This is a genomic window from Bradyrhizobium sp., from assembly GCF_049798375.1.
Taxonomy (GTDB): Bacteria; Pseudomonadota; Alphaproteobacteria; order Rhizobiales; family Xanthobacteraceae; genus Bradyrhizobium.
Genome location: NZ_JBARGP010000602.1, coordinates 1 through 12,789 on the forward strand (window position 1 = coordinate 1; position 12,789 = coordinate 12,789).

The 12,789-nt window shown below is 62.3% G+C and carries 12 protein-coding genes; 8 read left to right on the top strand and 4 right to left on the bottom strand.

Going from position 1 to position 12,789, the window contains the following annotated elements; genetic code table 11:
- Positions 1-367: histidine phosphatase family protein (locus WA702_RS24185; protein ID WP_425113077.1), on the bottom strand; the 367-nt coding region annotated here is incomplete at its 3' end.
- A 37-nt stretch (positions 368-404) separates the two neighbouring features.
- Complete coding sequence (locus WA702_RS24190; RefSeq protein ID WP_425113078.1) at positions 405-1,499, bottom strand: inositol-3-phosphate synthase; 1,095 nt, start codon at positions 1,497-1,499, stop codon at positions 405-407.
- Between the two features lie 383 nt (positions 1,500-1,882).
- Here WA702_RS24190 and WA702_RS24195 point away from each other — a divergent pair, with 383 nt between their 5' ends.
- Positions 1,883-2,158 (top strand): hypothetical protein, encoded by a 276-nt coding sequence (locus WA702_RS24195; RefSeq protein WP_425113079.1) that lies wholly within the window; start codon positions 1,883-1,885, stop codon positions 2,156-2,158.
- A gap of 62 nt (positions 2,159-2,220) precedes the next feature.
- On the top strand, positions 2,221-3,189 hold the full coding sequence (locus tag WA702_RS24200; protein ID WP_425113080.1) for a hypothetical protein: 969 nt from the start codon (positions 2,221-2,223) through the stop codon (positions 3,187-3,189).
- Here the strand turns inward: WA702_RS24200 and WA702_RS24205 are convergent.
- A complete protein-coding gene (locus tag WA702_RS24205; RefSeq protein ID WP_425113081.1) occupies positions 3,086-3,931 on the bottom strand; it encodes a Crp/Fnr family transcriptional regulator in 846 nt (281 codons plus the stop codon). The genes WA702_RS24200 and WA702_RS24205 overlap by 104 nt on opposite strands.
- Positions 3,932-4,387: 456 nt before the next feature.
- Between WA702_RS24205 and WA702_RS24210 the strand changes: the two genes are divergently transcribed.
- Positions 4,388-4,834, top strand: coding sequence for a hypothetical protein (locus tag WA702_RS24210; protein ID WP_425113082.1), 447 nt, complete (start codon positions 4,388-4,390; stop codon positions 4,832-4,834).
- 687 nt (positions 4,835-5,521) lie between these two features.
- Here WA702_RS24210 and WA702_RS24215 read toward each other — a convergent pair.
- Complete coding sequence (locus WA702_RS24215; protein ID WP_425113083.1) at positions 5,522-6,367, bottom strand: formate/nitrite transporter family protein; 846 nt, start codon at positions 6,365-6,367, stop codon at positions 5,522-5,524.
- A gap of 324 nt (positions 6,368-6,691) precedes the next feature.
- On the opposite strand from WA702_RS24215, the gene WA702_RS24220 reads away from it, so the two are divergent.
- From WA702_RS24220 to WA702_RS24240, 5 genes are all read left to right on the top strand, one after another.
- Entirely contained in the window at positions 6,692-6,892 is a 201-nt protein-coding gene (locus WA702_RS24220) for a hypothetical protein (RefSeq protein WP_425113084.1), read from the top strand.
- Between the two features lie 374 nt (positions 6,893-7,266).
- Positions 7,267-7,491: a hypothetical protein gene (locus WA702_RS24225; RefSeq protein WP_425113085.1), complete on the top strand. Its 225-nt coding sequence runs from the start codon at positions 7,267-7,269 to the stop codon at positions 7,489-7,491.
- A 99-nt stretch (positions 7,492-7,590) separates the two neighbouring features.
- Positions 7,591-9,597, top strand: a complete 2,007-nt coding sequence (gene cyoB, locus WA702_RS24230; protein WP_425113086.1) for a cytochrome o ubiquinol oxidase subunit I — start codon at positions 7,591-7,593, stop codon at positions 9,595-9,597.
- Between the two features lie 184 nt (positions 9,598-9,781).
- Positions 9,782-10,738, top strand: coding sequence for a patatin-like phospholipase family protein (locus tag WA702_RS24235; RefSeq protein WP_425113087.1), 957 nt, complete (start codon positions 9,782-9,784; stop codon positions 10,736-10,738).
- A 298-nt stretch (positions 10,739-11,036) separates the two neighbouring features.
- A complete protein-coding gene (locus WA702_RS24240) occupies positions 11,037-12,233 on the top strand; it encodes an NADH-quinone oxidoreductase subunit D (protein ID WP_425113088.1) in 1,197 nt (398 codons plus the stop codon).
- The last annotated feature ends 556 nt before the right edge of the window (positions 12,234-12,789 follow it).

Genomic DNA, 12,789 nt, shown 5'->3' on the forward strand with positions numbered 1-12,789 from the left:
ACGCCTGCATGCTTTCTCCACCCGGCGGAACGCCGGAGCCGCGATGCGCATTCCAATGCCGCCAAGCCGGGTCATGCTCCAGCTCGTCGAAGCGGCGCCCCGTCCAGTCACCGACATCTATTTCATCAACCTCTGGCGCCACGTCGACCTTGAGGCGAAAGTGATCCGCGAGGATATCAGCCGATTGGAGCGCGCGCGGCTGGGGGCTTGATTGGATGAGCGAAGGCGGCGGCGCGATCTTCTCGGCACAGGCGGCCATTGCCGCGCGACCTTGTTCGTCGAGATTGACGCCCGGCATACGGCCGCACAGGATGCGGCCGAGCAGCGCGTGGTGGCCGTGACGGACGAGATGAATAGTGGTCGGCATCGCCGCTCCTTCAATTCTTGACGTCCAATCCTCGACGTCAATTCTTGGCGTCGATGAATTCGCGCGTTCTCCGACGAGCTTCGTCGTCGGTGAATTGCTGTGGCGGTGATTTCATGAAATAGCTCGAAGGCCCGGTGAGAGCGCCGGAGATACCGCGGTCCATCGCCAGCTTGGCGCAACGCACGGCATCGATGACGACGCCGGCTGAATTTGGTGAATCCCAGACCTCCAGCTTGACCTCAGCGCTCAATGGCACGCCGCCAAAGGTCGTTCCTTCGAGCCGGATGAACGCGAGCTTGCGGTCAGTCAGCCAGGGCACGTGATCGCTTGGACCGACATGGATGTTGTCGGCGTCCAGCGGTACGTCGAACTGGCTGGTGACGGCCTGAGTCTTCGAGATCTTCTTCGAGCTCAGCCGCTCGCGCTCCAACATGTTCTTGAAGTCGCTGTTGCCGCCTACATTTAGCTGATAGGTGCGGTCGAGCCGTACGCCGCGTTCCCTGAACAGATTTGCGAGCATCCGGTGCAGGATGGTCGCGCCCACCTGACTCTTGATATCGTCGCCAATGATCGGAAGGCCTGCGTCGAAAAAACGCTGGCGCCAGGCCGGATCGGAGGCAATGAATACCGGAATGCAGTTGACGAAGCCGCATCCGGCTTCGATGGCCCGCGAGGCGTACCATTCTGTCGCCTTCTGCGAGCCGACCGGCAGATAGGATACCAGCACGTCGGTGCGCGATTTCATCAGCACGTCGGCAACGTCGGTCTCAGGTTCAGGTGAGATCGGCACGTCATCCCGCAGATACTGCCCGATGCCATCGAGCACCGGGCCGCGCTGAACCGTCACGCCGGTGCGTTCGACCGACGCAAAGCGGTGCGTGTTGTTCGGCTCTGCCCAGATCGCCTCGGCGACATCGCGCCCGACCTTGCCGGCATTGACGTCGAAGGCCGAAGAAATTTCGACATCGCCGATATGATAGCCGCCGAGGTCCACATTCATCAGGCCGGGGACAGGCTCGTTGGCCTTGGCGTCGCGATAATGTGTAAGTCCTTGAACCAAGGAGCTGGCGCAGTTGCCGACTCCGACGATGCCGACGCGAACACGGCGCCTGTCCTGAAGGCGAGAATGCATGGATGGCCGTCCTCCGCATCGAGACGTACATTGGCAAGGTAAGTACGTTGGCGAACGTGCCTCTGTGGTGATCGTTCCTACAAACATTCTTCGTGAAGTGGCACCAGGAACGAGATTTCGGCAAAACCTGAAGAAAATTTAACCTGGGTTAGATTCGGCCGACCCACGCGACAGGCACGTTGTTCGAAAGGTAACTTCTTTGAAGATGATGCAGCTTCTTTGATGAAGAAGATGAAGCTGTGTTTCAATTCGTTGAGCATGCGTGAGGCTAAGAACAAAAGAGATCGTTTCGCGTTCACCTGCCGACTGGTGCCCGTCGTCGGCATCAGTACGGAACTGCAAATCACCTGCAATGAGGCTTGGAATGAGCCCTGGAGTGAGCCATGAGTGACAGCGAAACCACCACCGATCATGACACGATCCGGAAATGGGCTGATCAGCGCGGTGGCCGGCCGGCGACCGTCAAGGCGACGGAGGAGGACGGACATGCCGGAATTCTTCGCATCGATTTCGGACCGAAGGAAGCTGCGCTCGATCCGATCGAATGGGACGAATTCTTCCGCAAGTTCGATGAGTCCGACCTGGCGTTCCTGTATCAGGACAAGACCAAGGACGGAAAAGTCAGTCGATTCCATAAATTCGTCCGTCGTGCGGCGTGAGCGCTAGGACGGGCTCCGAACCGAACCGCTCCGAACCGGTCGAAGGCGGCTGGACTGCGGCAATGCGGGCGGGCGACTTCGCTACGGCCTGGCGGATCGCCGACCGCGATCTGGCGTGTGTGTGCAGGGAAGGGCCTCCCAAGCACGAGGGACCGCGGCATCTGCAGCGGATCTGGCGTGGTGAGCCACTGGCTGACAAGTCGGTTCTGGTCCGCTGCTATCATGGCCTTGGGGACACCATTCAGTTCGCGCGCTTTCTGCCGGCGTTGGGAAGCATTGCGCGCGCGGTGACGGTGTGGTGCCAGCCGTCGCTGGTCGGGATGATCGCCCGGGTACCGGGCGTGGAACGTGTGATAGCGCTTCACGACGGAACGCCCGAAGCTGCTTTTGACGTCGACATCGAGATCATGGAATTGCCGCATGCCTTACGCGCGGGACGCGATCTCGTGCAGATGCGAACGCCCTATCTCACGCCGGCGCCCCCCGGTGCAGGATCGTTCGGAGAGACATGCTCGATTGGCCTGGTCTGGAAAGTCGGCGCCTGGGACAAGCGACGGGAAGTGCCAGCCGCCGCGCTTCGTTCTCTGTCGCTGCCGGGCGTTCAGCTGCTCTCATTGCAGCGCGATGTATCTGCCTCGGAGGTCGCCGCGACCGGTGCCGTCGACATCAGCACGCCTGATATCGAAAGCCTTGCGTCGCGGCTGCAGGATCTCGATCTCGTGATTTCGGTCGACACCATGGTCGCGCATCTCGCCGGCGCGCTGGGGCGCGAAACCTGGATCATGTTGCATGCCGATTGTGACTGGCGCTGGCCGGCGACAGGCAGCCGGACCTATTGGTATCCGCACGCGCGGCTGTTCCGGCAGCGTGACCTGGACGACTGGAGCGGCGTTATCGCCGATATTGGCTCGGCCTTGCAGGCGCGGCTCAAAGCGCTGAGGCGGGCATCTCGCCTCCCGTCATCAGCAGTTCCGAATGATGCGCTTCCTGATGCAGGTGCGGCTGGCGCAGCCGCAGATAATCGGGCGTGAATCCGGCAAGGCGGACAAGCCCCGGCCAGTTCGTGACGGTGATGGTGCGGGCCTGCCATTGCAGCAGACCCTTGCGCCGCAGGTCCTGAATGATGCGATTGGCATGGACGGGAGATATACCGCAAATGGCAGCCAGGTCCGACTGCGTGAACGGTGACGGGATGCGGTTATCGCGCGCAAGCCCGACGAGACGGAGCCGGACCGTGATCTCGCAGATCAGATGAGCCGCTCGCGTCAGGGATTCGCAGCTGCCGAGAATGACGAGCCAATTGCGCAGGCTGGCGAACTCGGCCAACGCCAACAACGACAACGCGTGAGCCAGGCGTTCGGACATCGCGCTGATATCTCGGAAGAAGCGGTGCGGCACGAACGCGACGACGGCCGGCCCCAGCGCGCATAAACGCGCGTCGACCCGCGGCGACAATGTTGTGTAGAGATCAGGAACGTCCCCGGGAACGTGAATGGACGTGATCTGACCGGCGGAATGATCATCGTCTTTCCAGCACGTGTAACCCTGCAGCAGCACGCAGCATTCACTGGCGTACTCGCCGGGACGCCTGATCTCGTCGTGTGAAGCAAAGTGCCTGATGGCGCTAGGCATGCGCGCGAGCATGTCGACGTCATCGGTCGACAGCTCCGCAACGCTCATCAGGCGGTCGGCAAACCTCGTGAACGCAAAACCCGTCTGCATGGTTCGACCTGCACCTGTGCGACCCGTTGTGATCTCGTCTGCATCTTCCACGCGAGCTCGGCTGGATAGCAAAGGCGAACCTCGAAAGAGGCTGAGAGATCAAGTGATACGAGCGAGATGACTCCCATTGGACAACTCGTGACGTTCCTGGCCGGAACGCCGATAACGAATGTGAGCCATCCGCGGCAGCTGTCGTTAACAAGGGTTATTTGGGAGACAAATACGGACGGAAGCGCGCCGAATTTGACGGGAGATGGAACTTGCACCTTGCAATGCAAGCGTCATCTCGGCGCAACGCCAGGGAACAGCAAGTGCCGGTGGCATGGCCGGCTGGCCCGTCCTCGGGCATGTCATGGTGAAGGCTATCGCTTTCCTGTGCGTTAGGAACACTTCCGAAACACACGAAGTTTTCTGTTGCTGAGCACTCGTCGAGACCGCCGGCGGACCTTGCGCTCACCGGCACGTCTCGCGAGTAGCTGCGACGGGTAAGCAACAGGAGACTGATTCATGCGTATCTCAGGCGTTCTCGCGGCGCTGTCTTTGTCGAGCGCCCTCGTGCTTGGAAGTCAGGTGCCGGCTGGTGCGGCGCCGGTCACGGCATTGTGGGGCGCAGCCAAGCCGGCTGCGCAGATTGATCCAGGAGTGGTTCAGGTTCGCTTCGGTGGCGGTGGCTTCCGTGGCGGATGGGGCGGAGGCTGGCACGGCGGAGGCTGGCACGGTGGAGGCTGGCACGGCGGCGGCTGGAGGGGAGGCGGCTGGGGCTGGGGTGTGGGGGGCCTGGCAGCCGGTGCCCTGATCGGCGCAGCCATCGCGGCGCCCTATGCCTGGGACGATCCGTACTACGCGTATGGCGGATACCCGGTGGCCTATCCGGCTCCGTATTATGGCCCCTATGGCTACGGCCCTGGCCCCTATTGGCGACGTCCCGTCGTTTGGGGTCCCGGCTGGTGGTGAGCTGATCTGACGCGAGCCGCGGCGCATCGCTGCGGCTCGATCTGGTGCAAGCGCGCGCCGCAGGCGACGCGCGCTTGCGACCACTCGTGCCCGCGGATCAGTTCGCTCGATCGCAGATCAACGATCGGCGCTTGCATCTGCCTCGGCTGCGCGAGCCAGACGCCGTAAACAGGAACCGCGGCGGTTTGAGCGCATTGCACTCGGACTCTCGAGCGCAAAAGCAAAAGTAAAAGGCTTCGATCTCGGCCGCGATCCCGAGCGCGCGCCGCTGCGCTGGGACGACAGCCCGCATGGCGGCTTCAGCAGCGGCGAGCCCTGGCTGCCGATGGGCAAGCCCGACATCAACGTGCCCGACGACCCCGGCTCATTGCTCCATCTCCATCGCGAGCTGATCGCTACGGCATGCGACGCCGTGCCTGATGCGAGGCGCCTACCAGCCGATCCGCGCGCGCAATGACGCTCTGGCTAATCGGCACAGCCTGGACACGGAAGGAATCCTCGTTCTGCTCAATATCGCCGGCGATCGCGTCGCTGGCACTGCGATGCGCCCGGTGACTGCCTGCTGTCGAGATATCCGGCGCGACGGCGTGGTCCGCTCGGCCGAACGGTTCAACTGCTGCCCAATGAAGGCTTGATCATCGCCGTGCGGTGAGCAGCCGGCGGACCAAGCGACGACGCGGACTCCAATCATTTGTCGATTTCCGCCGCGACCTGCCCGTAATTCAAGATGGCAACCAGCGTGGTGCCGCCGACCACATTGCCAAGCAGGGTCGGCGCGAAGAACACGAAAGCGTAATCGGACAGCGACGCCTTTCCGGTCTGCATCAGGAAGGCGCAGTCGACCGAGCCGGCGACGATATGGGAGAACTCGCCGAGCGCGATCACATAGGTCATGATGAGGATGACGTGGACGCGGGTGCCTTCCGCCGCCGGCAACAGCCACATCATCAGCGCGATCAGCCAGCCGGCGAATACAGCTCGGGCGAATGTCGCCCAGAAGCTTCCCTCCACAGTGTGATGCGCGATCTCGACGAACGCGTCACGGATGCGCGGCTCGAACACGTCGGTATGAGCGAGCACGGCCGCGACCGCCCATGTGCCGGCTATGTTGGCGACAAGCACAAGGATCCAGAGTTTGACAACGTTCAGGAACGTGCCGCGGTCGCGATGGTGAAGCAGCGGCAGGATCGGTGTGAGGGTGTTTTCGGTGAACAGCTGCTGCCGCCCCAGGACGACGACGAGGAAGCCGACCGTATAGCCAAGCGGCGCGACCAATCTGCGGGTGGACTCGTCTGAAATGAAGGCATGAAGCTCGCCCTGGACCACGAGCGACAGCCCGATCGACAGGCCGGCGGCCAGCCCGGACAGCACAATCGCCCACCAGCGTCGCTCGAGTTCGCTCTCTCCTTCGGCGCGGATGGTTTCATGGATTAGCGCGGCATTGGGTCGGCTTTGTCCCTTGATCTCTTCGGCTTGCTCTTCAGACAGGCCCTCCACGTTGGCCGCTGGATTGAACGTGGTCCGTTCGGGCATCCGCTCACCTGTCGCTGCCGGCGAAAAATTCAAAGAGATGCAAGCGGTGCTCGGTCGATCGGTTCCAATTTTCTGGGCGACGACAGTCCCTCTAGGAACGCGTGCGGCGGAGGCCAGTTGATTTCGCGCCGACAGCAGAAGGATTGATCCATGTCGAAAATGCCTCCCGTGCCTCCGGAGCAGCGGAGCGACAAAGGACCTGGCTCGGACCCGAAGATCGAGGCCGACGAGAAGAGCCGCGGCCGTGAGAACTTCGAGACCCAGGGCCGCCCGGGCAACGTCAAGCAGAACACCACCAACCAAGGCTATCAGCAGGATCGATGAATGCCGCACAAGAATCCAGATACCGAGCGCTTCGGCGGTCCCGGCTCGTCACGGCAGGATCGCGATCATCCGGAAAAAGGCGGGCGTGAGCAGGAGCGTCCGACGCGGGGCTCGGCGACCAGCGGACGAACATCCAAGGTCTCGGGCGGCGGCGGGGAGCGGGATGCGCATCACAGCCATGACGACAGATCAAGGAACTGAAGCTTACGCCGCAGCAAGACAATGAAACAGCCGGACGGGCAACGCGAGAGCGAGCAAGCAAGATCCGAATGGCGCCGCAAGTGAACGCCAAAAGCTGCCAAATCCGGCCGGGCCCCATGCCAGGCCGGACTTAACGGACAAGGACAAGACACCCGGGTCCGGCGTGCTTCCCGAGCCGGGTGACGCCGAGGGACCGACGACCGGCTGACCGGTGCCGGCGTTCCAAAGAGGAAGGGACGACCGGCTCGTTATCACAGTCTGTTGCTCTCACTGGGATCGGTTGCTGTGAGCCGAGCCGATTTACCTATGTTGATGCGCGGCGTTCATCGGAATGTAAGTTCGCAGCAGGTTGAAACGCATTCCGGTATAGTTGCATGGATGTTGAAGTTCAAAAGAAACAGCGCCGCCGCTTCAAGCAGACCCTGCCGCTGGCTGAGCGTCTCTTGAGATCGGCGCGAGAGGCACGCGCTGCGGCCGAGCGGCTGCCGCCAGGCGCGGATCAGACGAGGCTGTTGAAGCGTGCGCGCGAAGCGGAGGCGATCGTGCAGCTCGACGAGTTCCTCAGGGCACCGACGCGCTCGCCGTCAAGTGGATCGTGAGCCGATCCGGAAATGCTGGCGTCGGCCGATTCACATAGGCTAACGTCGCATCGCGGGTGGGTCAGCTAAGTTGCGGATGGGGCGTGATCGGAGCGCGCAATGCTCGGGAAGCTCGACTGGTCTGCCGTTCCATTCGGTCAACCGATTCCTCTCGCCGCGGCGGGCGTCGTTCTCGTCGTGATCATCGGCGTCCTGCTTTGGGTGCTCATCAAGGGCTACATGCCCTATCTCTGGCGTGAATGGATCACCAGCGTCGATCATAAGCGGATCGGCGTCATGTACGTGCTGCTGGCTTTCGTGATGCTGCTGCGCGGCGGTACGGACGCCATCATGATGCGGACCCAGCAGGCGGTCGCCTTCCACTCGAACGGCTATCTGCCGCCGGAGCACTACAACCAGATATTTTCCGCGCACGGCACCATCATGATCTTCTTCGTCGCGATGCCGTTCGTGATCGGATTGATGAACCTGATCGTGCCGCTGCAGCTCGGGGTGCGCGATGTCGCCTTTCCCACGCTGAATTCGGTCGGCTTCTGGCTGACCGCGACCGGCGCGCTGCTGGTGAACATGTCGCTAGTGGTCGGCGAGTTCGCCCGCACCGGCTGGCTGCCGTATCCGCCACTCTCGGAGCTGAGATATTCGCCCGGTGTCGGCGTCGACTATTATCTATGGGCGCTGCAGATCTCGGGCATTGGCACGCTGGTCTCGGGCGTCAACCTGACGACGACGGTGCTGAAGCTGCGCACCAAGGGCATGACGCTGCTGCGCATGCCAATCTTTTGCTGGACCGCGCTCGCCTCCAACCTGCTTATCATTGCCGCCTTCCCGATCCTCACCGCTACGCTCGCGATGCTGATTCTCGACCGTTATCTCGGCTTTCACTTCTTCACCAATACCGGCGGCGGCAACGTCATGATGTTCATGAACCTGATCTGGGCATGGGGTCATCCGGAGGTCTACATCCTGGTGCTGCCGGCGTTCGGCATCTACTCCGAGGTGGTGCCGACATTCTCCAGCAAGCCGCTGTTCGGCTATCGCTCCATGGTGCTCGCCACCATGGCGATCTGTATCATCTCCTTCATGGTGTGGCTGCATCACTTCTTCACCATGGGGGCTGGACCCAATGTCAACGCGGTGTTCGGCATTGCCAGCATGATCATCGCGGTGCCGACAGGTGTGAAGATCTATAATTGGCTTTTCACGATGTATGGCGGCCGCGTCCGCTTCACGACGCCGATGCTGTGGTCGATCGGCTTCATGGTGACCTTCATCATCGGCGGTCTCACCGGCGTCTTGGTGGCGGTGCCGCCGGCCGACTTCCTGCTGCACAACAGCATGTTCCTGATCGCCCATTTCCATAACGTGATCATCGGCGGCGTGCTGTTCGCGGCGTTTGCCGCCGTGACCTACTGGTTTCCAAAGGCGTTCGGCTTTCGTCTCTATGAGAGCTGGGGCAAGGCGGCGTTCTGGTTCACACTGGTCGGTTTCTATGTCACCTTCATGCCGCTTTATGCCGTTGGCTTCCTCGGCATGACGCGGCGCATGCAGCATTACGATGTCGCCGAATGGCGGCCCTGGCTGGCGGCCGCGACGTTCGGAACCGCGCTGCTCACGATTGGCGTTATCCTGCAGGTGCTGCAGCTCGTCTTTAGCATCCGCGATCGCGAGCTGCTGCGCGATACCACCGGCGATCCCTGGGACGGGCGCTCGCTGGAATGGGCCACGTCGTCGCCGCCGCCCGTCTTCAATTTTGCCATCATGCCGAACGTCACCGGCGAGGACGCCTATTGGACGATCAAGGAGGAAGCCAAGCGACAGCAGCTGCGCGACAAGCAGCCGCCGGACTACGAGGATATCGAACTGCCGCGCAACTCGCCGACCGGGTTCGTCTGTGCGTTCTTTGCCACCGTGACGGGTTTTGCCCTGATCTGGCACATCTGGTGGATGGTGGCGCTCGGTTGTGTCGGCGCGTTCGCGACCTTCGTCGTCTTCGCCTGGCGCGATCACGACGAATATGTGGTTCCGGCTGCGGAGGTGGCACGGATCGATCGCGCCATCATTGAATCCCGACGCGAGCCGGTGACGCCTGCCGTGCCGGCGGAATAGGACGATCGCGCCAAGCTGCGCGTCGGCTCGCCGCTCCGACCCGCAGAAGGCGACTTCCTTTGACGCCGCGCGGATCGGTCCGAGCGCCGCGCGAGTGAACCAAGCTGCAAGGCGGACGTTGCCGACCAGCGCGCCAAGCGCTCCTGCTTCACGAGGACCATCGACATTGCCGGACAAGTTGAACGTGCTCGTTTTCGGGGGCGGCCTTGGGCTCGGCGCCTATCATGCTGGCGTCTATGAGGCGTTTCCGTTGCCGCTGCACTGGTGCTGCGGATCATCGGTCGGCGCCATCACTTGCGCGCTGATCGCGGGCAGTCCGCCTGAGGCGCGGGTCAGCGCCTTGCGCGCCTATTGGGAGCAGCGGGCCGCGGTGCCCGTCCACTCCAGCGCAGGTCCGTCGCGCCATGCCTTCGCCTGGATGGCCGCGCTCGGCACCCGGCTGCTGGGCAGCGAGGGGCACTTTCATCCCAGGCTGCCGACCGCACCGTTGCGCTTCCGCAGCCTCTACGATCTGGGGCCGACGCGCGAGCGCCTGGCGCGGCTGGTCGATTTCGGGCGGCTCAATGGCGGCGAGACACGCACGACCATCGCGACGACCGACCTGAAAAGCGGCGACGTGGTCCTGTTCGATTCGACCCGCGATCGCATCACGCTCGATCATATCCTCGCAAGCTGCGGGTTCTTGCCGGAATTCGCGCCGCTCGAGATCGATGGGCGTTGGCTCGCGGACGGCGGCCTGTCGATCAATGCGCCGTTCGACCCGGTGCTCACCGAACCGGCTTCTCTGCGTCTCTATGTCATCGATGTCTTCGCCAGGGATGGCGAAGTGCCCGCAAGTTTGGAAGCCGCATCGGAACGCAAGAGCGACCTGATGATGGGCAACCAGACCTATCAGCGGCTCCGGCTCGGACTGTCCGCACGCCGGCTCAGGTGGCAGCTCGAACAGCACGAGATGCCGGACGATACGATCTATCTCCTGAGCTATCGGCCCGGCGCGGAGGAGGCCGGTCCGGAAAAATCGTTCGATTTTTCCCGGTCCGCGATCGCGCAGCGCTGGCGCGCCGGTGGTCTCGACATGCAGCAGGCGGACCGCGCATTCCGCGAGTCCGACGGAATAAGGCAGGTCCGTCGCGGCGCGTGAGCGGCGCGCTGTCAGATTGCTCTGCAGCGAACGGAGCGCCGTGACGCCCGTTTGCGAGGATGACTTTCGAACTCTCAGAAATCCTCAAGGCAATCGGACCTACGGTGCGCGGATCGTCGGCAAGGAGCCTGGAAGAGTTTTGCAAGCGATAGTACGTGCGGGGCGCTCAATGCATCGTTGCGGCGCAGTTTACCTATGTTGATGTGCAAGGCGAGCGATGGCCTAAGCTACGCGACAGTGTGTCGAAGGGGCGTCCAGCAGACATTTCCGTCGCGCACGACCCGTGGAAGGTAAGCCGATGGACGAGACCTATGAGGGCTTTCGCAACTTCACCATCAATTTCGGCCCGCAGCATCCGGCGGCGCATGGCGTGTTGCGGCTTGTTTTGGAACTCGATGGTGAGGTGGTGCGAAGGGTCGACCCGCATATCGGGCTCCTGCATCGGGGCACCGAGAAGCTGATCGAGGCCAAGACCTATCTGCAGGCGATTCCTTATTTCGACCGGCTCGACTACGTGGCGCCGCTTACGCAGGAGCATGCGTTCTGCCTCGCCATCGAGCGGCTGCTCGGCATCGAGGTGCCCCGGCGCGGGCAATTGATCCGGGTGCTCTATCACGAGCTCAGCCGGATCCTCTCGCATCTCCTGAACGTGACCACGCAGGCCATGGATGTCGGCGCGCTGACGCCGCCGCTCTGGGGGTTCGAGGAGCGCGAGAAGCTGATGGTGTTCTACGAGCGTGCCTCGGGCAGCCGGATGCACGCCAATTACTATCGGCCTGGAGGCGTGCACCAAGACTTGCCTCCGAAGCTGATCGACGATATCGAAGCCTGGTGCAACCCGTTCCTTGGGGTGGTCGACGATCTCGATCGGCTGCTCACGGCGAACCGCATCTTCAAGCAGCGCAATGTTGATATCGGCGTGGTCCCGCTCGATCGGGCCTGGGCCTGGGGCTTTTCGGGCGTGATGGTCCGCGGCTCCGGCGCCGCCTGGGATCTGCGCAAGGCGCAACCTTACGACTGCTATGCCGAGATGGACTTCGATATCCCGATTGGCAGGAACGGCGACTGTTACGATCGTTACTTGATCCGGATGGAAGAGATGCGGCAGTCCGTCCGCATCATGCAGCAGTGCATCACCAAGCTGCGCGCGCCGGACGGGCAGGGCCCGGTGATGATTCAGGACAACAAGGTTGCGCCGCCCAGGCGAGGCGAGATGAAGCGGTCGATGGAAGCGCTGATCCATCATTTCAAGCTCTACACCGAGGGCTTTCACGTTCCGGCCGGCGAGATCTATGTCGCCGTCGAGGCTCCCAAAGGAGAGTTCGGCGTGTTCCTCGTCTCCGACGGCAGCAACAAGGCCTACAAGTGCAAGATCCGCTCGCCAGGCTTCGCGCATCTTCAGGCAATGGACGACCTGTGCAAGGGGCACTTGCTCGCCGATGTCTCTGCAATCCTTGGATCGCTTGATATCGTGTTCGGTGAAGTCGATCGCTGAGCGATCGACTTAGCACGCTGCTGCTATGTTCGATGCCATCGCGAGGCAATCAGTACCACAGACGTGCCGTCTACATCACGATGCGATTACACAGAATCGTATCGTGATCTCATCTCTTGTTTGAGCATGATCTTTTCGGAAAACCGGTTTCCACTTTTCCGGATCATGCCCTAACATGGATAAGCTCCGAGCAACTTTAGAGTGCAGCAAGGAGGCAACCGAATTCAGCTACATGTTCATGGGTACCGAACGAAACGGAGCGGCGGTTTCCGCCTGGCCGCTATTCGGAAGCGCCCTCGCTCGATGGACAAGGTACGTTCTCGTCCAGCGAACGCTTCGAGCCGCGCGGTGAAGCGCCTCACCTCGGACCCGCGCGCCCGGACAGCGCCGCGCAGCGTGAGCAGATGGACAGCGATCCCAGCACCATGTCGCTGACCTGACGTGAGGCGAAACGGCGCGCACAGCCAAGCGTGTCCGCATGGAGCGATCAAATGGCCGCGCGTGTCCCGGCCATTTGCGTTTGCTCGATCGTGAAATGATTGAAACCATGCCGATG

Excerpts from the sequence above, each read along its gene's own strand:
- WA702_RS24190 (WP_425113078.1), bottom strand. The coding sequence starts at position 1,499 with ATGCATTCTCGCCTTCAGGACAGGCGCCGTGTTCGCGTCGGCATCGTC.
- WA702_RS24195 (WP_425113079.1), top strand. The coding sequence starts at position 1,883 with ATGAGTGACAGCGAAACCACCACCGATCATGACACGATCCGGAAATGG.
- WA702_RS24200 (WP_425113080.1), top strand. The coding sequence starts at position 2,221 with ATGCGGGCGGGCGACTTCGCTACGGCCTGGCGGATCGCCGACCGCGAT.
- WA702_RS24210 (WP_425113082.1), top strand. The coding sequence starts at position 4,388 with ATGCGTATCTCAGGCGTTCTCGCGGCGCTGTCTTTGTCGAGCGCCCTC.
- WA702_RS24215 (WP_425113083.1), bottom strand. The coding sequence starts at position 6,367 with ATGCCCGAACGGACCACGTTCAATCCAGCGGCCAACGTGGAGGGCCTG.
- WA702_RS24220 (WP_425113084.1), top strand. The coding sequence starts at position 6,692 with ATGCCGCACAAGAATCCAGATACCGAGCGCTTCGGCGGTCCCGGCTCG.
- WA702_RS24225 (WP_425113085.1), top strand. The coding sequence starts at position 7,267 with ATGGATGTTGAAGTTCAAAAGAAACAGCGCCGCCGCTTCAAGCAGACC.
- cyoB (WP_425113086.1), top strand. The coding sequence starts at position 7,591 with ATGCTCGGGAAGCTCGACTGGTCTGCCGTTCCATTCGGTCAACCGATT.
- WA702_RS24240 (WP_425113088.1), top strand. The coding sequence starts at position 11,037 with ATGGACGAGACCTATGAGGGCTTTCGCAACTTCACCATCAATTTCGGC.